The organism is Ruegeria sp. HKCCD4884 (assembly GCF_013110855.1).
Lineage (GTDB): Bacteria > Pseudomonadota > Alphaproteobacteria > Rhodobacterales > Rhodobacteraceae > Ruegeria.
Genome location: NZ_WVRJ01000002.1, coordinates 41,416 through 63,696 on the forward strand (window position 1 = coordinate 41,416; position 22,281 = coordinate 63,696).

Consider the following 22,281-nt stretch of genomic DNA (forward strand, 5'->3'; position numbering starts at 1 on the left):
CTTGTTCAAAGCGACGCAAACTGCGCGGCCTGTTTGTCCGTCCACAAAACGGTCAGGCGGAACCCGTCCTCGGTTTGATCCTCGCTCTGGACAACGTCCTGACGGAATAACCACGCCCGCTTGTTCCCCTCGGCATAGGACAGGTTCAGAACTGCCTCGTGCCGAGCCCCCTGAAGCAGGGTGGCGATCTCGGCCAACAGCGGGTCAACGCCTTCGCCCGTTACCGCCGAGATTGAGAAAATCGCCGTGTCTCGCTCGGCCCGCGCCAATGCGGCGTCCTTGTCCTCGGGGTTGAGCAGGTCGATCTTGTTCCAAACTTCAAGCCGTGGACGTTCTTCATCGACACCTAAAGAGGTTAGGATGGACTCAACATCCTGCGCCTGCGCATCCGTTTCCTCGTGGCTGATGTCACGCACATGAACAATCAGGTCCGCGCCCAGCACTTCCTCGAGGGTTGCGCGGAAGGCCGCCACAAGCTCGGTTGGCAGGTTTGAGATAAAGCCCACCGTATCCGACAGGATTACCTCGGGGCCATCAGGAAGCTGAACGCGCCGCATGGTCGGATCCAGCGTGGCAAACAGCATGTCCTTGGCCATGACTTCGGCCCCGGTCAGACGGTTGAACAACGTTGACTTGCCCGCGTTGGTATACCCCACCAGAGCAACGATGGGATATGGCACCTTGGCACGTGCGGCCCTGTGCAGCGTACGGGTCTTGACCACCTTCTGCAACTGACGCCGCAGCCTGACCAATTGCTCGTCAATTGCGCGGCGGTCGGCTTCGATCTGGGTTTCACCCGGTCCGCCAACGAATCCCAGCCCACCCCGTTGCCGTTCAAGGTGGGTCCAGGCCCGGACCAATCGCGTGCGTTGATAGCTGAGAGCCGCCATCTCGACCTGCAACACCCCTTCACGGGTGCGGGCGCGATCGCTGAAAATTTCAAGGATCAGCCCGGTTCGGTCGAGAATTTTGACCTCCAGCGCCTTTTCCAAATTGCGCTGCTGCACCGGTGTAACCGGACCGTCGATCAGGACCAGATCAACCTTGTGGTCATGAAAGCGGTCATGCAGCTCGTCGATCTTACCGCTGCCGAAGAGATACCCGGCCTGCGCACGAGGAAGGCGCACGATTTCAGACCCAACCACTTCCAGATCAGGCAACGCGGCAGCCAGCGCAACCGCTTCGGCCAGCGCCGGTTCAGGGACACGGCGCTGTTCATCTGATTTGATTTCGGGATGCAGCACCCAGGCTCGGGTGCGCCTCCGGTCATGTTCCATCAAGAGGCGTCTTCGCCCTCATACAGGTTGATCGGCTGTGACGGCATGATGGTTGAAATCGCGTGCTTGTAGACCAGCTGCGACTGTCCGTCGCGGCGCAACAATACGCAGAAATTGTCGAACCAGGTGATCACACCTTGCAACTTCACGCCATTGATCAGGAAGATCGTTACCGGAACCTTAGCTTTCCGTACATTGTTCAGGAAGGCATCCTGAAGATTCTGTCTGTCCGAAGCCATATTTTTATAATCTCGCCATTGTTCTTGCTACGCGCTGCGGACCAACGCGCTCCCTCCCGGCGAGTATGGAGTGCCGCGAAGAGATATTCCAGATGAAAAATAAGGCGGTAACGTCCGCGGGGCGTGTTCGGCTCAATCGCGCCACAGTGACGGTGTGATCAGGGCGATGATCGCCAGCGTCTCAAGCCGACCGATCACCATCGCCGCACACAGCGTCAGTTTCGCCCCGGAAGACAGATCAATCAACCGGATTGGAACGTCTGTCGCCAGTTCGATCAGCGGACCCGTTGTCGTCAAAGTGGCAACACTCAGCACCATTGCTTGTTCAAAACCGGACCCCATCGCCGCCAGCAAAAGGTTAAACACCGCAAGCGTCAGCGCGAAAAGCATCAAAAAGATCCAGGCGATAAAGGCCCCGTCGCTTTGAATGCGCCGATTGCCGCCGCCGACACCGCTGACGGACGAAGGGTAAATCAAGCGGTCGATCTCTCGCGCGCCGTTGAGGTACAACGCAAAAACCCGCAACAGCTTGACGCCTCCGGCAGTGGTGGCGACGCCGCCGCCGATCAGCGCCAATCCCATCAGCAATAACCCCGGCGTACCCAGACCCGACAATTGCTGGGCATCGTTCCAGTTCGCACTTTCAAATCCAGCCGTGGTCAGGAAGGCCAGCACAGTGAACAGCATGCCCCAGATCACCTGCAACGCCTGAAGCGGAGCAATCTGCCCGCCGATTTCCGTCACGCCAGCCACCACGCGGAAGAACAGCAACAACGCGACCGCAAGAACGATCATCAAACCGATGCGAAACTCGGGGTCTCTGTCCAAACGTGAATATCCGGTGGTGGCGGTATCAGTCGAAAAGGTCAGGCGCGAAAGGGCAAAGAACAGGAAAAGGAAAAGGATTGCTTCACCTGTAAATCCGGCCTGTGCGCCTTCCATGCCGCCAACCGGAGAGATACCCGAAGTCGCCATCACTGACATCGCGTGACAGACAGCCGTTAGCCCGGCCTCACCCGCGATCAGCAGAAGCACCCAGATTACTACAGTCAGCCCGGCATATACCGGCGTCAGCGCCCGCGCCACACGCAGCAAACGGCCGCGGGGATCCACGCGCTCGCTTTGTGCGACACCCGATACCGGGCGACCGGGTTGCCCTTTTGCAGTCACCTCGAACCCACCAAGGGACAGCGGGGCCAGAATCGCGGCAGCCGCGATCCACATCAGCAAGCCCCCCATCCAACCGACCAGCGCACGCCAAAGGTGCAGCGGCGCGCTTAGACGGTTGTGGTCAGGAAACAGGTCGGCCCCGGTGGTCGTCAGTGCGCTGACCATATCGAAGTAAGCGTTCAGAAACGTGGTCGTGCCAAGCGCATCATGAAACGGGATCGCAAGAAAAATAGGAAGGATGGTGAAACATCCCAACATTACCGCCAGTTGCCCCAAAGTGCCCCGTCGCGGGATTCGATTCGACGACGCCATTGCGATGATGGAGACCAGGAACAGGCCCAGAATGCCCGAGTACAGAAATGACCGCGAGGTCTCGTGATCATCCAGTACCAGCGCATAAAGAGCCGGAATCCACATGGCCAGAGACACGATGGCCCAGATCAGCAGGAACAACGGCAATCGCCGCAAAAGCCCAACCTGTTGTGTCCCAGCGCGCGCCATCAGAAGAAATCGATTGAAACCTGCATCAGGCGTTCGACCTCGGGCACGTCCTTGGCCATGGCAAAGATGGCAACCACATCCTTTTCATCGATCCGCAGACTGCCCGTCGGACGCAGAACCTCATCCCCTTTGCGCACAGCACCCACCAGCACACCTTCGGGGAAATCGATATCGCGCAGTTTCTGCCCCGCCATCGGAGAGGTTGACAGAACCTCGGCCTCAATCACCTCGGCCTCGGCATCGCCGATGGAATACACCTGTCTAACACGCCCATGCCGGATATGGCGCAGGATCGAGCTGACGGTGGTGGCGCGCGGGTTGATATAGGCATCAATGCCCAACGGTCCCATCAGGGCAACCATGCTGGGATCGTTGATTAGAGCAATCGCAAGCGCACAGCCTTCGGCCTTGGCACGCACGGCGGCCAGCATGTTGGTGCGGTCGTCATCCGTGACCGCCAGCATCGCATCAGCGCGGTCGATGCCGGCCTCGCTCAGCAGACCGGAATCCAAACCGTCCCCGTGCAGAACAATCGTCCGCTCCAGCGCTTCGGCGGCGATTTCGGCGCATTTCCGATCCCGTTCGATGATCTTGGCGCGCACCCGGCTCTCGCGCTCTTCCAGGGTGCTGGCGACTTCCAATCCGACGTTGCCGCCCCCCACAATCACAACGCGGTCCTGACGCTTCTGGGCCTTGCCGAACACCTCCATCGTGCGGTTCACGTCGTTTACACTGGTAAAGACGTAGCATTCATCACCGACAAACAGCTGGTCTTCGGACTCAGGCGCAAACAACGTGCCATCGCGTCGGACCCCCACCACAATCGAACTGAGTGTGGAAAACAGATCAGTCAGTTGCCGCAGCGGCGTATTCACGATTGGGCAGTCCTCTTCCACCCTGATACCCAGCAGCTGCGCCTTGCCATCCATGAAAATTTCGGTGTCAAAGGCCGATGGGGCCGACAGGCGGCGCATGGCGGCGGCGGCCACTTCGCGTTCCGGGCTGATCACCACATCGATGGGCAGGTGATCGCGGCGATAAAGATCCGAATGAATGGCTTCCAGATAAGATTTCGACCGAAGGCGCGCGATCTTGCGCTGGATCGAGAACACCGAATGCGCCATCTGACAGGTGACCATGTTCACTTCGTCAGAATGGGTCGCGGCGATAATCATGTCGGCGTCACGGGCCCCTGCCCGCTCCAGCACGTCAGGGTAGCTTGCAAACCCTGCAATGCCCTGTACATCCAGCGTTTCCGTCGCCCGGCGCACGAGGTCGGGATTGTTGTCCACGACCGTTACGTCATTCAGCTCGCCCGAAAGGTGCCGCGCAATCTGCCAGCCAACCTGACCCGCACCGCAAATGATGACCTTCATGTTTCTGGCCCTTCTGCCTGAAAGGATTGAATGACAGATGCCCCTAAAGCGGTCAATTGAATTGTCATCCCAGCGCAGCTGCGGCAAGATAAGCATATGAAAACGCTGTTTCCTATGCTTGCAACCCTAATGGTGCTGTCCTCATGCGGCGGGCCGCTTTCGCTCTATTACCGCGAAGGGGCAACCGTTTCCCGCCTGCAAAAAGAGACGACACAGTGTCAGCTAAAGGCGGTACAAGAAGTGCCGGTTGCCAATCAAATCCGTCAAAGCCCGCCAACATACTGGCCCGGTCGCACCTATTGCGACGGTCGGGGACGGTGTTACCAGTCACCGGGATGGTGGCAGCCGGGCCGGGTTTACACCGTGGATGTGAACCAGGGCCTGCGCAACACGGTCGAGGCGCAGTGCATGGCGCAAAAAGGGTTCCGCCCCGTCAGCCTGCCAGCCTGCAAGCAAAACGTAAAATCAAGCGTACCTGCAACGCGCACAACAACATTGCCGCCGCTTACGACGCAATCGTGTTTTGTCAAATTCGATGACGGGTCTTTTCAAATCATTTCGCCCGGTCAGTCAGGCTGACCGCGTTTGTGCCGCGCGCTGGCGGGCCAGCGCGATATGCGCAAGGATCGCGATTGCATAAATTCCGATCACACTCAGCAGCATCCCGGCCTCATCCACGCGCCACAAAACCGCCAGCAGAACTGGTGTACCCAGCAAGTTGCCCGCGTTTCCCATCTGCGCCATTGCCCCATAGCTAAGCGCCTGCGCCTCGGCTGTTTGGTTCAGGATCGGCACTGCTGCAAAGCTGCCCCCCTGTACGAGTCCCAACACGGCAAACAGCAGAACGCATACTATCTCCAGCGGCAGACCAAGGAAGGCCCCGGCAATGGAAAAAATGCCCAGCCCGAACCCCAGATTGATCACCGCGACGCAGGGCATCACATTCAATAGGACAGGCACAGCTATCCAACTCAGGACAATTCCAGCCAGCGGCATCAACCCGGCGACGTGCGCGCTGATTTCTTCCGACAAACGACCCGGCAGGATGGCCAGCAAAGACACAAAGGTCAGCGTGTAAAAGAACCACCCCACTGCCGGGGCTGACACGAACGGAGAGCGATAGGTGCGCAGATGAACGTTCAGCACTTCCGCCCACTGCCAAGGCTTGGTGTCAGAGGCAAGTTGCACGCGCATCCGACAGATCAGGATCACGCCGGCAACCCCAATCATCAAGAATCCATGCAGCAGGAAGAACGTGGTCAGACCAAAAGCGGCGATCAGCGGCAATCCGATCCACGCATTCAGCGCAAAAGCGACACCAAAGAATGTGCTCCAAAGGACCATCGCAATGTTGCGCGCTTTGCCGGTTGTGATTTGCGCGATCAGTGTGGGCGCAGCGACGACAATGGCCAGATGTGAAAGCCCTTCGACAAAGCGACTGGCCAGCATGATATAAAATCCGGGCCATGTCGCCTGAAACATCGAAATCGCACCACCGAGGCATAAGCCGAAGATCAAAAGTTTCATGGGCCCAACCCGCCCTACGATGGCCCCGGACAAGGCGCCAAGCAAGGCTCCGATCAGGCTGATGATCGACAGCAACCATCCCATGGTTTCGGTGTGATCAGGATACAGTAAGACAAGCTCGGGAAACGGAACTGCAATTTTTGCAAATTGAGTCGCCGCGCCCAGACCAGCAAGCCAGAGAAGAAGAACCTGAAATATCTGTACCATAAGCCGCTTCTACTGCGCACAACCGGATCAAGGAACGCATAAATTATGCGGCCTCAGTGTCTGGATCCGCTGACCAGACGAACAGGCGTGCCGTCAGACAGATACAGACGTTCCCAGATGATTTCGCCCGCGCTGATGCGAATGCGGTCATGGACAGCTTCGGACGTCAGGAACGCCTTTGGTGCGGGCGTATGCATGTCCCACCATCCGTCGACGTCGAGTTCAGCCTCGGCCGCCTGTATTTCATCCGTTGCAAACTGCCACAGAGATACTCCCAACAGCGCGCTCTGGCTGGTTTTCCAATCGCGCGCCCTGCTGGCCGAATAGGCAAGACACCTGTGGCTCGCCTCTTCGACCAAATGCAAACAATCTGACGAGCTCATGACCAACCGCCGCAATGCGCTGTCATCAGCGCGGACCGGTCCAAGGGCCGCAAAGACGGCCTGTTGGGTCTCGGGCGGCGGTGTCTGACCGCCTCGTTCCCACCGCGAAACGGTTGCCTGATCCACTTGCAACAATTCAGCCAGATGAGCTTGCTTGAACCCAACCGACCGGCGCAGCCGTTTCAGGCGCTTTCCGAACCCCGGATAGCCGCGGGTTTCAAGCCGGTTCACTGCTCTCAAAACACTCATGGCCAGCCCAGCCGTCCCGGCGGATTACTCTGCCGGTTCCGGCTCATCGATTTGCGCAACACGTGCACCGGACTTGTTCGACGTCACCACGCCCAGCGACTTCAGCTTGCGGTGCAGCGCGCTGCGCTCCATCCCGACAAAGCTGGCCGTGCGGCTGATATTGCCGCCAAAGCGATTGATCTGGGTCAGCAGGTACTCTCGCTCGAACGCTTCGCGCGCCTCACGCAGCGGCAAGGTCGCCAGCGCACCCGACAGAACGACGCGGCCCGAATCTTCGGTCTTTTCCTCTTCGCTTGGCAGCTCGCGCGCTTCGATCGGGCCGGTTCCGTCGCCCAGGATCAGAACCCGTTCGATCAGGTTCTTAAGCTGACGCACATTCCCCGGCCAAGTCATCGTCTGCAACAGAGCGACGGCCTCTTCCGACAGTTCGCGGATCGGCAAACCTTGGGTTTCATTACACATTTCGATGAAGTGCTGGGCCAGAACCGGAATATCCTCGCGGCGATCTTCCAGCGAAGGAACCGCAACCGGCACAACGTTCAGGCGGTGGTACAGCTCTTCGCGGAAACGCTCGGCTGCGATTTCTTCGTCCAGATCCTTGTTGGTGGACGAGATAACCCGCAGATCCACACGCACTTTGTCGGAGCCGCCCACACGCTGAAACTGCTGGTCCACCAACACCCGCAGGATCTTGGATTGCGTGCCCAATGGCATATCCGCCACTTCGTCAAAGTAAACCACACCACCGTGGGCTTCTTCCAGCAAACCGGGCTCGACCCCGCGCTCAGCGGATTCGCGGCCAAACAAAACCTCTTCCACGCGCTCTGGCTCGATCCCCGCACAGTTCACGGTCACAAAGGGCGCGTTGGCGCGGTTGGAATGGGCGTGGATATAGCGCGCTGCGATTTCCTTGCCCGACCCGGCAGGACCGCTCAGCATCACGCGACCATTTGATTTGGTCACTTTGTCCAGCTGACCCTGCATGGCCCGGAACGACGCGGATTTGCCGATCATGTCCGAGTTGTTGACCTCTTTGCGCTTGAGCGACGCGTTCTCGCGACGCAGGCGAGAGGTCTCCATCGCGCGGCGGATCACCACCATCAACTGGTCAATGTTAAAGGGCTTTTCGATAAAGTCATACGCGCCCTGCTTGATAGCAGCTACAGCGATTTCGATGTTGCCGTGCCCGGAAATGATCACCACCGGCACATCCGGGTTATCGCGTTTCACCGCCTTAAGAATGTCGATCCCGTCCATGCGGCTGTCCTTCAGCCATATATCAAGGATCAACAGCCCCGGCGGTTCGGAATTGATGGACGCCATACACTCGTCCGAGTTGGCCGCCAGCCGGGTTGAATAGCCTTCGTCCTCCAGAATGTCGGACACCAACTCGCGAATATCGCGCTCGTCATCTACGATCAGAATGTCACTCATCTTTGGCCTGCTTTCAGTTTGTTGGTTCTAATTGCCTGCTTCTGTGGCGCAACGGTCGAGGACATATTGGCCCCCGGCAAACGGATTACGGCCATCGCGCCAAAATGGTCCTGTCCGTCAAAGACGGGCGCGTCCTCAAGCGTCAGCGCTCCGCCATGTTCTTCGATGATCTTCTTGACGATGGGCAGGCCCAGCCCCGTCCCTTCGTCGCGTGTGGTCACATAGGGTTCAAACAGTCGCGCCCGATCCTCGGGCAGACCGATCCCGTTATCTGCAATGGTGATGACCGTACCTGCATCATCACTGGACACTGCCACTTTTATCTGTGGCTTGAGATTATCCGGCGCCCCTTTTTCTTTAAGGGTACCAATCGCTTCTCCGGCGTTTTTAATCAAGTTCGTCAGAGCCTGATGCAACATCGTCGCATCCAAATCAGCCTTGATGGGGTGCTGCGGTAAATCCGCGTCGATCTGCACATCCGGTTGCCCTGCCTGTTGCAATACAACCGCTTCACGCACGAGTTCGACCACATTTTCTTCGCGGCGCTCAGGCTCGGGCATCCGCGCGAATTTCGAAAACTCGTCCACGATGCGACGCAGGTCGTTGGTCTGGCGCACAATGACACCCGTCATCGACTCGAGACTTTCGCAATCCTCTTCGTCCAGCTTGCGCGCGAACTTGCGTTTGATACGCTCCGCGCTCAGCTGAATTGGGGTCAAAGGGTTCTTGATCTCATGGGCGATGCGGCGGGCAACGTCGCCCCAGGCTGCCATCCGCTGCGCACTGACCAGATCGGTCACGTCATCAAAGGCAACCACATAGCCTTCCAGCCCCCCGTCTTCACCGCGCCGGATGGCCATGCGTACCAGAAGGTTTTCCAACCGACCCTTGCGGGTGACTTTGACCTCACCTTGGACAGCCTCCTGCCCGCTGTCTTTCAGGCTTTCGAACAGAGGGAGAAACTCTGGCACCGCGATGCCAATGGCCAGGTGCTCTTCTCCCCGCGACCAGTCCAGCAACCGTTCGGCCGAGCGGTTCACAAATGTCACGCAGCCCTCAGGGTCAACGCCGACAACACCCGATGTGACCGAGCTGAGTACCGAATCGAACAGGCGACGGCGGCTTTCGATTTGCTGTGTGTTTTCCAGCAGCGTGTCCCGCTGCCCTTTCAGTTGCCGGGTCATCTGGTTGAAATACCGGCCCAGCATGGCGATCTCGTCATCGCTGGCCTCTTCTATAACCTGAACGCTCAGGTCCCCGGCCCCGACCCGTTGTGCCGCTGTCGTCAGCCGACCAACCGGGCGCGACAAACGTTCTGCGAACCACATACCCAAAGACATTGCAGCAAGGATCAGGATCAATGCAAAGCCCAGATAAAGTAGGCCGAACTCGAACAGCACCCTGCCCCGTTCGCTTTCGAGTTGTTGATAGAACTGCGCCGTTTCCTTGGTGTCATCCAGCAGGGTCAGCAACTGACCGTCCACTTCGCGGCTGACATAAAGGTAACGGTCCAGATAAGCTGTCAGGGGAACTAGTGCCCGGAATTCATTGTTAGGCCAGTCAGCTATGATCAGCAGCCCTGTGTCAGTGGCCTCGGCCATCTGTTCCGCAGTGGGTGCTTCGTAGTTGAACAGATATGACCGATCGCCGCGCGATTTGATCTCGCCGCTGCCGTCGATGACATAAGCTTCCCGCAATCCGCGTTGGATCTGAGCCTGCCCCTGCGCCAACACTTCGCGCAGTTCAGCATCCGAGATGTAGAAATCCAGCGAACGCGCATTGTCCAGGAACCGCGCCAGCACCGAGGCGTCCTGAACCAACCCGCGGCGGTGTTCTTGTTCATAAGCTTCTGCCGCTGTCAGGGACGACCCGACCACTTGCCGAACCCGATCCGAAAACCAGCCCTCGAGGCCGATATTCACCGTGAGCCCGGCAAAAATCGCCACGGTTACGGTGGGCACCAGCGCCAGTAGTGTAAAAGCCCCGATCAAACGCAAATGAAGGCGCGAACCCGCCGACTTGGCCCTGCGCGCCGCAATCAGGCTGCCGACCTGACTCAGCACCAGTGCCGCGACGACAAGTACATAGACGAGGTCCGCCAACAGAATCAGCCGCAGGGTTGGTGCCGTTGCACCAAGATCAAAGGGACCAATGACCAGATAGGTTGCCAGCGCAAGAATTGGCCCCAAAAGGACCAGCCCAAAGGTACCGAAATTGCGCAGTTTTCGTGATTTACGCCATCGACTTATCGATGGGATCATCCCGCTCTGTGCTCGGGTTGCCACCGTCTGCCCTCATCCTGATGTGCCGCGTTTGCGGCTTACCGCCATATATCGTGATCTTTTCCCAACAGATGCCGGGATGCCACGGTTTGTGTGGCGATATTACATCAGTTTGCGGCGGCGTGTCACCTGAATATCGAGGTCCGTAATCTTTTTTCGCAACGTATTTCGGTTGATTCCCAGCAAATCCGCACATTTCGCCTGATTTCCGCCGGTTGCGTCCAGTGCAATTTCGATCAAGGGGGCCTCAACCTCGCGCAAAATGCGCTGATACAGGCCCGGCGGCGGCAGAATATTTCCGTGCAGATCAAAATACCGCCGCAGGTGTCGCTCGACCGAGGTTGACAGTTTTTCACGTTCACCACCGCTGAGAACCGGTTCAGCCTCAGGCTGGCTGCCCAGAACCATTTCCACCTCGGCCTTCGAGATTTCATCCGCGCGGCTGGTCAAACCCAATCTGCGCACCGCGTTTTCCAGTTGCCTGACGTTACCGGGCCAAGAATAGCGGCGAACCAGTTCCACCGCTTCGGGGCTGAGCCAACGTTTTGCTCCACTTTCACGTTCTTCGCGGGCCAAGAAATGCTCGGCTAAAAGCGGAATGTCGTCCACTCTTTCGCGCAGAGACGGCACATGAATGGTGGCGCCGCACAATCGGTAATACAGATCCTGACGAATGCGTCCGGTTTCCATGCCTTCCGTCAAATCCGACTGGCTGGTGGCCATGAAACGCGGAACGTGATCACCAGGCGTATCCATCATGCGCACGATCCGGGCCTGAACCTCATCATCGATGTCGGCAATCTCATCAATCAGAAGCGTGCCGCCGCGTACCCGTGCCAAAACACGCGCCGGGCCTTCCAGATCCCGCAGTTCTGCCGCTGTAACGGTGACAAACGGCAAGGTGCGACGGTCAGAAAAGTCGTGAATGGCACGCGCAATCAAAGACTTGCCAGTGCCGCTTTCACCAGAAATCATCACCGAAAGATCGGTATTCATGACCCGAGCAACCAGCCTGTAGAGGGCCTGCATCACTGGGGTGCGTCCAACCAAAGGCAGCTCGTCCGGGCGCTCGCTTTCCGCTTCGGCAGGCTCTGGCTGGGCACGTTGTTTCTGATCCAGCGCACGTGCGGTTCGCTTCATCAGGTCCGGCAGATCGAACGGTTTGGGAAGGTAATCATAGGCATCTGCCTCTGCGGCCTGAATCGCCGTCATGATCGTATTTTGTGCAGAAATCACAATGACGGGGAGACCCGGGCGATCCTGGGCAATCTTTGGCAGCATTTCCAACCCGTTGCCATCGGGCATGACCACGTCAGAGATCACCACGTCACCCTTGCCCTCGCCGACCCAGCGCATCAACGTGGTCAGAGACGATGTCGCATGTACCTTGCACCCGGCACGCGTCAGGGCCTGTGTCAAAACGGTACGGATCGTGCGGTCATCATCCGCAACCAGTACTGTGCCATCCATTAGGTGGTCTCCTTTTTGTGCTCGGCGTCTTCGCGCGGTGCGCGGCGCAGCGACAGTTTGAATACGGTTCGCCCGGGGACAGAATCGGCCGAAATCCAGCCGTCGTGGTCCGATATGATCTTACTCACCAACGCCAGTCCGAGGCCGGTGCCATTCTCTTTGCCTGAAACAAAAGGATCAAAGATATCGCCGCGAATGTCTTCGGGCAGGCCCGGGCCGTCGTCTATGATCTCGATCTGTAAAGGCAGCGAATGGCCTGACCCATCGCTGCGGCGCAATCGGAAAGAGTGTTCGAAATAGGTCCGTAGCCGAATAGTTCCGCCTTGTGGCCCGGCAGCCTCGGACGCGTTCTTGAGCAGGTTCAACACCACTTGCAACAATTGATCCGGGTCTCCGAATGCCAGCGGCAAGGACGGGTCGTAATCTTCGATGATCGTCATATCCGCGCCAAACCCCAGCAATGCAGACCGGCGGGCGCGATCCAAAACATCGTGGATATTGACAGGTTTGAAGTCGGGTTTCTGCAAGTTACCGAATTGTTCAACCTGCTCCAGCAGCTTCACGATCCGGCGGCTTTCAGCCACAATAAGATCCGTAAGTTCAAGATCTTGCGCCGGGATATTCATGCTTAGCAACTGCGCGGCACCCGTGATCCCGGCCAACGGGTTCTTGATTTCATGCGCCAACATTTCGGCCATTCCTATAGCCGATTGAGCCGCCGATTTTACGGTGTTGCCTCGTGTCATCCGCCCCGACAATTCGCGTGGCGAGATGATCATGATCATCGATCCCGGATACCCAACCAACGGCGCGATCTGCAGCGCGCATTGCAACGGCGCACGATTGCCTGATCCGGCGTCAACATCGTTTACAAACAGAGGCGTGCCATAGGTCCGTGCACGCTCAAAAGCCTCTTCAAGCGGTGCATCCACGGCGATCTGATCCCACACGGGATGGCCGATCACAGCCTTGCGTGACGCGTTCAAAAACCCCTCACCTGCCGCATTCACATCAGAAATGCGATCGCCCGGATCAATGATGAAGGCCGGAACGGGCAATGAGTTCCAGATGCTGGCGTTCGAGTTCATGCCGCCACCTCGCCCGTCTCACTCAATGCATCCGCCAGCAGGCGCAACACTTCGTTTGGATCGCGTGAGGTCAGAACGGCCCGCCGCAAAGGCGCTGGCGTCCCGGCTTCATCCATGTACCAGCCAAGATGCTTGCGGGCGACGCGTAGGCCCAGATCCGCCCCATAAAAGGACAGCATCGCCTGATAATGCGCCTGCACCATGTCTATCATGTCCGCGCCGACCGGAATCTCAGGGGCCTCTGCCCCGAATAGGTCATGGCATACCTGCGCCAAGAGCCAGGGCTTGCCTTGCGCGCCGCGCCCAACCATCACCCCATCTGCGCCCGACTGACCCAGCGCAGTCTGCGCGGCCGCAGTATCCACGATATCGCCATTTGCGATGACTGGAATCGACACAGCCTCTTTCACGGCCCGGATCGCCCGCCAATCGGCATGGCCTTTGTAAAACTGACATCGCGTGCGCCCATGAATCGTGACCATCTGAATACCGGCGTCCTGCGCCCGTCGCGCCACGTCTGGTGCGTTTAGCAGAGAGTCGTCCCAGCCCAACCGGGTTTTCAAGGTCACCGGCACATCAACGGCACTGACCACGGCTTCGATCAGGGTCAGCGCATGATCCGGCGTCTTCAGCAACGCCGAACCAGAATAACCGTTGGTCACTTTCTTGGCGGGACAGCCCATGTTGATGTCGATCACCCGTGCGCCCCTGTCGGCGACCTGACGAGCGGCTTCAGCCATCCAATGCGCCTCGCGCCCGGCCAATTGCACAGCAGTGTTTTCGACATCCGCTGACAGTTCCGCACGTTCGCGCACGCCAGGCTTGGCTTGCACCATCTCCTGGCTGGCAACCATTTCGCTTACCACCATACCGGCACCAAACCGCATCACCAGATCGCGAAACGGGCGATCCGTGATTCCGGCCATCGGGGCCAGCAATACTGGTGGGTTTACTTCCTTGTCAGCGAGGTGAAGGGTCAACGTGCTTAATCCTTGGGCAGTTGCTGATTTGATATCGAATTCCGCGCATATGAACAACAAAACGGCGTGAAACAAGCCCGCAAAATCATCACATGCCTATTTTTTAATCGTTTTACCTTGGGTGATTGCCTCTGCTTTCACCGCCGCCTAAACACAGCCAAGACGAAGGAGCGCCCGAGACATGACCACAGCCGCCATTATAGTCGCCGCGGGGCGCGGGTTGCGCGCCGGAAGCGGCGTGCCCAAGCAATGGCGCAGCCTTGCGGGGCGTCGTGTGGCCGACTGGACGATCGAGCAGTTTCGCGGACAGGTGGATCACATCGTTCTGGTGCTTTCTGACGAAGACACCCCCGCATGGGAAGAGTTTCGCAATTCAGATCTGATCCTCGCATCTGGCGGATCAGATCGCTCAAGCTCGGTCCGGGGCGGACTGAAGGCCGTAGAAGGATTGGGTGTTCAACATGTTCTGATCCACGACGTGGCCCGCCCTTGTGTCTCATCGCGCATCATACAGGACGTGCTGACCGCGCTGGAAACGCATCAGGCGGCTGCCCCGGGGCTTGCTGTCACGGATGCGCTGTGGGTTGGGCAAGACGACGCCGTAACGGGCACGCAGGACCGCAATGGCCTCTACGCCGCGCAAACACCGCAGGGCTTTCATTATGATGCCATCACTGCCGCCCACGCGGCCCATTCTGGCGGGGCTGCGGATGATGTGGAGGTCGCCCGCGCGGCAGGCCTTGACGTTTGTATTGTCCCCGGCGACGCGGACAATCTGAAAATCACCCGACCCGAGGATTTTGCCCGGGCGGAACGGATAATGGGAACGGATATGGATGTAAGGCTTGGCAACGGGTACGACGTACACCGTTTTGGCGAAGGGGATCACGTTATCCTGTGTGGCGTGAAGGTGCCTCATGGACGCGGATTGCAGGGGCACTCGGATGCAGATGTTGGGATGCACGCCGTAACCGATGCGATCTATGGCGCTTTGGCGCAGGGTGACATTGGTCAACACTTCCCGCCCTCAGATCCGCAATGGAAGGGTGCTGCCAGCGAGATTTTCCTGCGCCATGCGGTCGAGCTGGCCGGGCAGATGGGATACCGCATTTCGAACGTCGATTGCACCTTGGTCTGCGAGTATCCAAAGATCGGCCCTCATGCCGCTGCCATGCGTGTCGAAATGTCTAAAATCATGGGGTTAAGCGCAGATCAGGTCTCGGTCAAGGCCACCACATCTGAGCGTTTGGGCTTTACTGGTCGCAGCGAAGGGATCGCCTCGCTCGCCACAGCCTGCCTGGTGAAGGCATGACCGCAGCACAGGTGATCGGCACGGTTGGCGGCGTAGGCTATTTGCGCCCTGCCCCCGGAACCTGGGGATCCCTGGCGGCGTTGCCGATGGTTTGGGTGCTGCACACGCTGGGTGGGTTTCCCCTGCTGGCACTTGCAACGCTGGCCGTTTTTGTTGGCGGCCTTTGGGCAACCCGCGTGATGACCGAGGGCCAAGATGATCACGACCCGTCAGAAATCGTCGTTGATGAGGTCGCAGGCCAGTTCATCGCGCTTTGGGCGATTTCTTACCCGTCCTGGGCCCATGGGATCGACATTACCGCCATTTGGCCCGGTTGGGTGGCTGGGTTCATCCTGTTCCGCCTTTTCGACATCACCAAGCCGGGTCCCGTTGGTTGGGCCGACAGGCGTGGCGATCCGATGGGTGTTATGCTCGACGACGTCATCGCAGGCGTTTTTGCAGCCATCGGCGTGATGATACTGGCGGGAATAGCACACGGAGTACTGGGCTTGTGAACGTGAGCGAACTGTTGGATCTTGCCAAGGCGCAAGGGGAAATGATCGCCACGGCTGAAAGCTGTACGGGCGGGATGGTGGCTGCGGCCCTGACCGATATTCCCGGCAGCTCCGCTGTGGTTGACCGGGGCTTTGTCACTTACACCAACGCAGCCAAAAAGGACATGCTGGGCGTTTTGGCCGAGACGCTGACCGCGCATGGCGCAGTGTCAGAGGAGGTCGCTCGCGAGATGGCCGACGGCGCCCTGCGTCATTCTCAGGCGCAGCTTGCCGTGTCGATCACGGGCATTGCCGGACCGGGCGGATCCGAGTTCAAACCGGAAGGGCGCGTGTGTTTCGGACTGGCTCGCGATGGTCAGGACACGCAGACCGAAACCATCGAATTTGGCGCGTTGGGTCGGGAAGCTGTGCGTCTGGCGGCGCGGGATCACGCGTTAGAGTTACTCAAAAACGAACTTTCACAAGCGCCCATTATTTAGGCGCACCGCATCAAAAGATGCAAAAACTGTCATCACTTGAACAAAAGGCGACATTTTAAGCGCCTTTTACAAGTCTGCCTCTTTTTTCCTCACTCCCCCTCGGTTTCAAGGCTGCGCACACACTCACACGGGTCCGGAGAGCTGGCGAATAGCCCCCCTGACCAAACGCAGGGGAAAGGAGAGCGGCCCATGAATGGAGCCGATACAGCCTGGATCATCGTTGCAACCGCACTGGTCCTTTTCATGACATTGCCGGGCCTTGCCCTGTTCTATGGCGGGCTTGTACGTGCCCGAAATGTGCTCAGCGTGTTCATGCACTGCTTCTCAATCGCCTGTTTGATGAGCATCTTGTGGCTGGTTGCAGGCTACTCGATCGCCTTTGGTCCTGGAGAAAGCGGGGTTTGGGGTGGTTTGGGCAAAGCGTTCCTGAACGGTGTTGATGCCGATAGCCTTGCGGGTACCCTGCCCGAGATCCTGTTCTTCGCCTTTCAGATGACCTTTGCGATCATCACACCGGCCTTGATCGTTGGCGCCTATGTCGAACGTGTTGGCTTTGGCTTTGTCCTGACCTTTTCAGCCCTTTGGATGCTGCTCTGTTACGCGCCGGTCGTCCATTGGATCTGGGGCGGCGGAATGCTGGCTGATGGCGGTATTCTGGGTGAGATCGGTGTACGCGACTTTGCGGGCGGAATCGTAGTCCATGAAACCGCTGGTCTGGCCGCTCTGATCATCGCCGTCATACTTGGCCCGCGCCGCAACCGCACCACACCCCCGCACAACCCCGGCTATGTCATGGTTGGTGCTGCGATGTTGTGGGTGGGTTGGTTCGGCTTCAATGGCGGATCACAGCTGGCCGCAGATGGCGGCGCCGCAATGGCCATGACAGTCACGCATCTGTCCGCCGCAACCGCGTCGCTGACCTGGGCCCTGTGGGAACGTATCCGCTTTGGCAAGGCGTCGATGGTTGGTCTGGTCACGGGAACCATTGCCGGTTTGGCCTCGATCACACCGGCATCCGGCTTTGTGGGTCCGGTACAAGCGCTGATCATCGGTGCGGTCGCCGGTGTCCTGTGTCAGGAAGCCGTCAATGTCATCCGCAACAAGCTGAATATCGACGACACGCTGGATGTCTTTGCGGTGCATGGCGTCGGCGGCATTTTCGGCACCATCATGATCGCTGCGTTTGGCCTTGGCACATGGGCCGCGCAATTGGGCGGGTTGATGATCGTGGGTGTCTTCACGGCAGTTGTCACGATTGTGCTGGTGAAGGTGGTTGCACTTATCACCCCGCTTCGCGTAGACGCCGAAACCGAAACAAATGGGCTCGATCTTTCGGTACACGGGGAACGCGCCTACGACATGAGCAGCTAAGCCCACCTTGGCGCTCTGCCCGAAAGGGCGAAAAGCGGACCTCTTGGGGGTCCGCTTTTCTTTTGCGACCCTCTCGACTCCGGGCCAGCGCTCGGGCTATCAGCCCGCAACGTGTTTTCAGCCCCGAGGTTTGCGCCATGATCCCCAGTTCCTTTCCCGACAGCACCGAAATCGCCCGCCTGACTGCGCGGATGCTGCTGGAGATCAAAGCCGTTCATTTCAATGCGCGCGAGCCGTTCACGCTGGCAAGCGGCCTGCCCAGCCCGACTTACATCGACTGCCGCAAGCTGATTTCGTACCCGCGCATCCGGTCGACCTTGATGGACTTCCTGACCGTCACCGTGATGCGCGATGCCGGGTTCGAAGCGTTCGACAATATCGCAGGTGGTGAGACGGCAGGCATCCCCTTTGCTGCCATGGTGGCAGAACGCATGGCGCTGCCAATGACCTATGTGCGCAAGAAACCCAAAGGCTATGGTCGCAACGCCCGCATCGAAGGCGCGATGAGCGAAGGCGAGCGTGTGCTGCTGGTCGAAGATCTGACCACCGATGGTGGCAGCAAGCTGTCTTTTGTGGACGCTATCCGCGAAACCGGCGCGACCTGCGGGCATACTGCGGTGATTTTCTACTATGGCATTTTCCCCGAAACCGAAAAGACGCTGGGCGACCATGGCGTAAAGCTGCATTCGCTGTGCACATGGTGGGACGTTCTGGCCGAAGCCAAGGCACAGAAAGCCTTTGACCAAGAGACACTTGACGGTGTTGAGGCGTTCCTGAACGATCCACGTGGCTGGCAAGAGGCGAATAAATCCACGTAAACCTCTTGTGGGCAAATTGGGGATAAGTGCACAAGAATCGGAGCATGGGCCACGATATCTGGTGACTTTTCCCGCAGATCATACATAATAAGCTACGCATACGCAGGTATCCAAACGGTCCGGAAAGTTATCCCTAGGCTTTACCCCAACTTAGCCACAGGTATTTCCAGATAGCTTGCGGTGGCGTTTCGCGTGTAAAACCCCCTAACGGGCAGCGGGGACAAGATGAACGAGATCAGCAGTATCGAGCAGGCAGCGGCGCAGATTCAGAATGCCGAAACCATGCCGCATTCCATCGAGGCCGAGCAGCAATTGCTGGGCGCGATTCTGACCAATAACGATTTGTATGACCGTGTCGCCTCGATCATCGGGGCCGAGCATTTCTATGATCCGGTCCATGCCCGAATTTATGAAGTCGCCGCCGCCCGTATCGCCAAGAACGCGCTGGCCTCGCCCGTCACATTGAAATCGTTCATGGGCGAAGATGAAGGTTTGAAGGAACTGGGCGGTCCAACCTACTTGGTCAAGCTGGCCGGGGCCTCGATCAGCGCCTTTGCGGTGCATGACTACGCCCAGATGATCTATGACCTCGCCATTCGGCGCGAATTGATACGTCTTGGCCGCGATATTTCGGACAAGGCCGCGCGGGTCGAAGTCAGCAGTGAGCCCAAAGAACAAATCGTCGAGGCCGAGCAGCAGCTCTATCAGCTATCCGAGCAGGGCCAGACCGAACAAGGTTTCCAATCCTTCCTCAAGGCGGTCACAGAAGCCGTCAACGTCACCAATGAAGCCTACCAGCGTGGTGGCGGCATGGCGGGGATTTCCACCGGTCTGGCCGACTTGGACAAGCAGTTGGGTGGCCTGCACCCGTCCGACCTGATCATTTTGGCCGGGCGTCCGTCGATGGGGAAAACCTCGCTGGCGACGAACGTGGCGTTCAACGTGGCCAAAGCCTACAAACGCGGACAGAAACCGGATGGATCAGAAGGCGCGATTGACGGTGGTGTGGTTGGGTTCTTCTCGCTCGAGATGAGCGCCGAGCAATTGGCGGGCCGTGTGCTGGCCGAAGCGTCCGAGATTTCCAGCCACAAGATCCGTCAGGGTGATATGACCGAGGCCGAGTTCCGCCGCTTCGTGGACGCAGCCAAGGAACTCGAAGCCTGCCCCCTGTTCATCGACGACACACCTGCCCTGCCGATATCACAGCTTGCCGCCCGCGCGCGGCGGTTGAAGCGGACGCATGGGCTAGACCTGCTGGTGATCGACTATCTGCAGCTTTGCCGCGGTATGTCAGACAACCGGGTAAACGAGATTGCTGAAATTTCGATGGGCATGAAAGCCATCGCCAAGGAATTGAACATCCCGGTCATCGCGCTGTCACAGCTGAGCCGTCAGGTGGAAAACCGTGACGACAAGCGTCCTCAGCTGTCTGACCTGCGGGAATCGGGCTCGATCGAACAGGATGCGGACGTGGTGATGTTTGTATTCCGCGAGGAATATTACAAAGAGCGCGAAAAACCCGGCGATCACGAATTGGAAAAGATGGAAGAGTGGAAGCAGGCCATGGAACGCCTGCACGGCAAGGCCGAGGTCATTGTTGGCAAGCAGCGCCACGGTCCGATCGGCACGGTCGAGCTTTCGTTCGAAGCCCAATTCACCCGCTTTGGCAATCTTGTTAAACCCTGGCAACAGGGCGGCGAAATCGAGGGATACTGATCACACTGCTTCTGACAATGGGTACGCCGCTGGTCGAACTGGTGGCGTAGTTTTTAGGCTGTGTTAAGGTAGATAAAGTTAACCTGCACAGCACGCTCATACTGGTCGGAGGCCCCGAGTTTTGCCCGCGATCATCTCGGAAATCAGATATCGGAACGGCCCGAATTTTGCGCCGGACGGGGATTTCATTGAAGTCCGTGTGCCGACCGGAACGGATGTCACCGGGCTTCAGGTTGATGTCTATAATCCAAATGGCACAGTGCGCAGTTCCACAGATGTCGACACCGCGACAATGACGACGGTGGGCGGCTTCGACTATTACGTGGTCACGGCCCGTATCAACCGATTGGGCGCTGTCTCATTGTCCGACAACGGTTCGGTTCTCAGCTTTGTGTCTTTCGATGCGCAGGTAACGGCCACCCAGGGTCCGGCAAACGGTCAGACCTCAACCCAGATCGGCAGCAATGGCACGGATGATACGTCTTCGTTGTCCTCAACCGATGGGGTGAATTTTGTTCAGGATCCAAATCCAAGTCCCGGCGCCCCTTGTTTCACCTCGGACACGTTGATTCTGACCGATCAGGGCGAGGTCCACGTTCAGGACATCAAACCCGGAATGCGCGTCATGACAACCGATGGCACCCTGGAAACGGTACGAATGCGCCTGTCACGAACCCTGCGACACGCGGATCTTTTGAAGAAACCAGAGCTGTACCCGGTCTGCATAATGGCTGGTTCATTGGGTCATGGTTTACCGCGCCGTGACCTGATTGTATCGCGCCAACATCGGATGTTGGTCCGCTCGGCCATTGCGCAGCGGATGTTTGCAACGCGGGACGTTTTGATCTCGGCCATCCGATTGACCGAGTTGCCTGGCATCTACGTCGACGATTTAGCGACCAAAGTGACCTATCATCACCTCATTTTTGAGCGTCACGTTGTTCTGTTTGCCGAAGGCGCGCCAAGTGAAAGCCTTTTTACTGGACCAGAAGCGTTGAAATCGCTTTCACCAGAAGCGCAACAGGAACTGCTCACGCTGTTCCCGTCCCTGATCAGTGATCAAGAAATGGCACCTGCTTGCCATATCCCCAGCGGACGGCGGCAAAAGACACTGGTTGCCCGCCACATACGCAACAGCAAGGCGATGCTTGATCAACCTCTGATCTAAAGGCAAATCCCGTTGGGCGGCTTCAGCTTTTTGAGGCTCACCAAAGCGTTGGATTATTCAACGCAGCCACGCAATGCGACGGGCCTGTCAGTGACGTCAGTTCCAGACCGTTCAACGCTTGCCCCAACCACCCATGCGGATGGCTCAGCGACAGTGGCGGTTGCGCAGTGTCCTCAGTAATCTGCGTGAACCCCGTTTTACAATAGTACCCAGGATCACCGTAGGTCAGAGCAACATCCACACCTTTGGCCCGCAGTTGGTCCAGCCCGTAGGAAATCAACGCTTGGCCAACACCAGTTTTCTGGCTGCCTGTGGTGACGGCCATCGGCGACAGAATGAACACAGAACGCGTATCCTGTGGATACACGACCCGAGAAAAGATGGCGCATCCCAGCAACTCGTGATGGCGATGTGCTGTGCACACGACCAGATCCTCAGGTGGGGTGGTTTCGATCAGGTCTTGCACAAACGCGCCGATCAGCGCGCCTTCATCCTCTCCTTCGGATGCTGAAAAAACATCCGCAAACAACTGAACCAAAGTAGAAGGATCCGGTGTTAGCCCCGTCGAAAACTCCATAATTTGCGTACTCCTACTGCTGCGGTCCCGAGTGTATTGCGATGGAACGATCACACTCTCAAGATCGTTTTAACATCAATGTGAAGACAATCCCAAAACCGGTCCTGGCCAGCGACAAACCGCCAAAATCTCTTGGTTTTCGGCACTTTTCGTCGATTGCGGC

Annotated in this window: 20 protein-coding genes; 8 read left to right on the top strand and 12 right to left on the bottom strand. The window is 58.1% G+C overall.

Translation table 11 applies throughout. The features are described 5' to 3' along the window. Window positions 1-5: 5 nt before the first annotated feature. From hflX to trkA, 4 genes are all read right to left on the bottom strand, one after another. On the bottom strand, window positions 6-1,277 hold the full coding sequence (gene hflX, locus GS636_RS02590; RefSeq protein ID WP_171668348.1) for a GTPase HflX: 1,272 nt from the start codon (window positions 1,275-1,277) through the stop codon (window positions 6-8). Beyond that, window positions 1,277-1,516: an RNA chaperone Hfq gene (gene hfq, locus GS636_RS02595; protein WP_005982826.1), complete on the bottom strand. Its 240-nt coding sequence runs from the start codon at window positions 1,514-1,516 to the stop codon at window positions 1,277-1,279. The genes hflX and hfq overlap by 1 nt, the downstream gene beginning before the upstream one ends. A 132-nt stretch (window positions 1,517-1,648) precedes the next feature. After that, complete coding sequence (locus GS636_RS02600) at window positions 1,649-3,187, bottom strand: TrkH family potassium uptake protein (RefSeq protein WP_171090348.1); 1,539 nt, start codon at window positions 3,185-3,187, stop codon at window positions 1,649-1,651. Then, a complete protein-coding gene (gene trkA / locus GS636_RS02605) occupies window positions 3,187-4,563 on the bottom strand; it encodes a Trk system potassium transporter TrkA (protein WP_171090349.1) in 1,377 nt (458 codons plus the stop codon). Before trkA ends, GS636_RS02600 begins: the two co-directional genes overlap by 1 nt. 96 nt (window positions 4,564-4,659) lie before the next feature. Here trkA and GS636_RS02610 point away from each other — a divergent pair, with 96 nt between their 5' ends. Continuing rightward, on the top strand, window positions 4,660-5,142 hold the full coding sequence (locus GS636_RS02610; protein WP_171090351.1) for a hypothetical protein: 483 nt from the start codon (window positions 4,660-4,662) through the stop codon (window positions 5,140-5,142). Here the strand turns inward: GS636_RS02610 and GS636_RS02615 are convergent. The 7 genes from GS636_RS02615 to dusB all read right to left on the bottom strand — a co-directional run bounded on the left by GS636_RS02615 (window position 5,134) and on the right by dusB (window position 14,183). Beyond that, complete coding sequence (locus GS636_RS02615; protein WP_171668349.1) at window positions 5,134-6,297, bottom strand: MFS transporter; 1,164 nt, start codon at window positions 6,295-6,297, stop codon at window positions 5,134-5,136. The two genes, GS636_RS02610 and GS636_RS02615, sit on opposite strands and share 9 nt — an antisense overlap. Window positions 6,298-6,350: 53 nt before the next feature. Beyond that, complete coding sequence (locus tag GS636_RS02620; protein ID WP_171668350.1) at window positions 6,351-6,929, bottom strand: helix-turn-helix domain-containing protein; 579 nt, start codon at window positions 6,927-6,929, stop codon at window positions 6,351-6,353. 24 nt (window positions 6,930-6,953) lie between these two features. Continuing rightward, the gene (locus tag GS636_RS02625; RefSeq protein WP_171090357.1) at window positions 6,954-8,363 is read right to left on the bottom strand and encodes a sigma-54 dependent transcriptional regulator; all 1,410 of its coding nucleotides are present in this window, start codon (window positions 8,361-8,363) and stop codon (window positions 6,954-6,956) included. Further along, the gene (locus tag GS636_RS02630) at window positions 8,360-10,624 is read right to left on the bottom strand and encodes a PAS domain-containing sensor histidine kinase (protein ID WP_171668351.1); all 2,265 of its coding nucleotides are present in this window, start codon (window positions 10,622-10,624) and stop codon (window positions 8,360-8,362) included. The genes GS636_RS02625 and GS636_RS02630 overlap by 4 nt, the downstream gene beginning before the upstream one ends. 123 nt (window positions 10,625-10,747) lie before the next feature. Next, a complete protein-coding gene (locus GS636_RS02635) occupies window positions 10,748-12,115 on the bottom strand; it encodes a response regulator (protein WP_171668352.1) in 1,368 nt (455 codons plus the stop codon). Next, a complete protein-coding gene (locus GS636_RS02640) occupies window positions 12,115-13,203 on the bottom strand; it encodes a nitrogen regulation protein NR(II) (protein WP_171668353.1) in 1,089 nt (362 codons plus the stop codon). The genes GS636_RS02635 and GS636_RS02640 overlap by 1 nt, the downstream gene beginning before the upstream one ends. Next, window positions 13,200-14,183, bottom strand: coding sequence for a tRNA dihydrouridine synthase DusB (dusB, locus tag GS636_RS02645; RefSeq protein WP_256369047.1), 984 nt, complete (start codon window positions 14,181-14,183; stop codon window positions 13,200-13,202). The genes GS636_RS02640 and dusB overlap by 4 nt, the downstream gene beginning before the upstream one ends. Before the next feature lie 181 nt (window positions 14,184-14,364). Here dusB and GS636_RS02650 point away from each other — a divergent pair, with 181 nt between their 5' ends. From GS636_RS02650 to GS636_RS02680, 7 genes are all read left to right on the top strand, one after another. Next, window positions 14,365-15,495 carry a bifunctional 2-C-methyl-D-erythritol 4-phosphate cytidylyltransferase/2-C-methyl-D-erythritol 2,4-cyclodiphosphate synthase gene (locus GS636_RS02650; protein WP_171668355.1) on the top strand — a complete coding sequence of 377 codons (1,131 nt, stop codon included), beginning with the start codon at window positions 14,365-14,367 and terminating at the stop codon, window positions 15,493-15,495. Beyond that, window positions 15,492-15,989, top strand: coding sequence for a phosphatidylglycerophosphatase A (locus GS636_RS02655; protein WP_171668356.1), 498 nt, complete (start codon window positions 15,492-15,494; stop codon window positions 15,987-15,989). The genes GS636_RS02650 and GS636_RS02655 overlap by 4 nt, the downstream gene beginning before the upstream one ends. Further along, the gene (locus GS636_RS02660; RefSeq protein ID WP_171668357.1) at window positions 15,986-16,468 is read left to right on the top strand and encodes a nicotinamide-nucleotide amidohydrolase family protein; all 483 of its coding nucleotides are present in this window, start codon (window positions 15,986-15,988) and stop codon (window positions 16,466-16,468) included. Before GS636_RS02655 ends, GS636_RS02660 begins: the two co-directional genes overlap by 4 nt. A 189-nt stretch (window positions 16,469-16,657) precedes the next feature. Beyond that, on the top strand, window positions 16,658-17,839 hold the full coding sequence (locus GS636_RS02665) for an ammonium transporter (RefSeq protein WP_171668358.1): 1,182 nt from the start codon (window positions 16,658-16,660) through the stop codon (window positions 17,837-17,839). Between the two features lie 137 nt (window positions 17,840-17,976). Further along, the gene (locus GS636_RS02670; RefSeq protein ID WP_171183461.1) at window positions 17,977-18,657 is read left to right on the top strand and encodes an orotate phosphoribosyltransferase; all 681 of its coding nucleotides are present in this window, start codon (window positions 17,977-17,979) and stop codon (window positions 18,655-18,657) included. Window positions 18,658-18,882: 225 nt separating this feature from the next. Further along, on the top strand, window positions 18,883-20,373 hold the full coding sequence (locus GS636_RS02675; protein WP_171668359.1) for a replicative DNA helicase: 1,491 nt from the start codon (window positions 18,883-18,885) through the stop codon (window positions 20,371-20,373). 121 nt (window positions 20,374-20,494) lie between these two features. Then, the gene (locus GS636_RS02680) at window positions 20,495-21,541 is read left to right on the top strand and encodes a Hint domain-containing protein (RefSeq protein WP_171668360.1); all 1,047 of its coding nucleotides are present in this window, start codon (window positions 20,495-20,497) and stop codon (window positions 21,539-21,541) included. Between the two features lie 37 nt (window positions 21,542-21,578). On the opposite strand, the gene GS636_RS02685 is transcribed toward GS636_RS02680, so the two are convergent. Continuing rightward, window positions 21,579-22,118 (bottom strand): GNAT family N-acetyltransferase, encoded by a 540-nt coding sequence (locus GS636_RS02685; RefSeq protein ID WP_171668361.1) that lies wholly within the window; start codon window positions 22,116-22,118, stop codon window positions 21,579-21,581. Window positions 22,119-22,281: the final 163 nt, after the last annotated feature.

Coding starts and splice junctions, on each gene's coding strand:
- hflX (WP_171668348.1), bottom strand. CDS start 1,277: ATGGAACATGACCGGAGGCGCACCCGAGCCTGGGTGCTGCATCCCGAA.
- hfq (WP_005982826.1), bottom strand. CDS start 1,516: ATGGCTTCGGACAGACAGAATCTTCAGGATGCCTTCCTGAACAATGTA.
- GS636_RS02600 (WP_171090348.1), bottom strand. CDS start 3,187: ATGGCGCGCGCTGGGACACAACAGGTTGGGCTTTTGCGGCGATTGCCG.
- trkA (WP_171090349.1), bottom strand. CDS start 4,563: ATGAAGGTCATCATTTGCGGTGCGGGTCAGGTTGGCTGGCAGATTGCG.
- GS636_RS02610 (WP_171090351.1), top strand. CDS start 4,660: ATGAAAACGCTGTTTCCTATGCTTGCAACCCTAATGGTGCTGTCCTCA.
- GS636_RS02615 (WP_171668349.1), bottom strand. CDS start 6,297: ATGGTACAGATATTTCAGGTTCTTCTTCTCTGGCTTGCTGGTCTGGGC.
- GS636_RS02620 (WP_171668350.1), bottom strand. CDS start 6,929: ATGAGTGTTTTGAGAGCAGTGAACCGGCTTGAAACCCGCGGCTATCCG.
- GS636_RS02625 (WP_171090357.1), bottom strand. CDS start 8,363: ATGAGTGACATTCTGATCGTAGATGACGAGCGCGATATTCGCGAGTTG.
- GS636_RS02630 (WP_171668351.1), bottom strand. CDS start 10,624: ATGATCCCATCGATAAGTCGATGGCGTAAATCACGAAAACTGCGCAAT.
- GS636_RS02635 (WP_171668352.1), bottom strand. CDS start 12,115: ATGGATGGCACAGTACTGGTTGCGGATGATGACCGCACGATCCGTACC.
- GS636_RS02640 (WP_171668353.1), bottom strand. CDS start 13,203: ATGAACTCGAACGCCAGCATCTGGAACTCATTGCCCGTTCCGGCCTTC.
- GS636_RS02650 (WP_171668355.1), top strand. CDS start 14,365: ATGACCACAGCCGCCATTATAGTCGCCGCGGGGCGCGGGTTGCGCGCC.
- GS636_RS02655 (WP_171668356.1), top strand. CDS start 15,492: ATGACCGCAGCACAGGTGATCGGCACGGTTGGCGGCGTAGGCTATTTG.
- GS636_RS02665 (WP_171668358.1), top strand. CDS start 16,658: ATGAATGGAGCCGATACAGCCTGGATCATCGTTGCAACCGCACTGGTC.
- GS636_RS02670 (WP_171183461.1), top strand. CDS start 17,977: ATGATCCCCAGTTCCTTTCCCGACAGCACCGAAATCGCCCGCCTGACT.
- GS636_RS02675 (WP_171668359.1), top strand. CDS start 18,883: ATGAACGAGATCAGCAGTATCGAGCAGGCAGCGGCGCAGATTCAGAAT.
- GS636_RS02685 (WP_171668361.1), bottom strand. CDS start 22,118: ATGGAGTTTTCGACGGGGCTAACACCGGATCCTTCTACTTTGGTTCAG.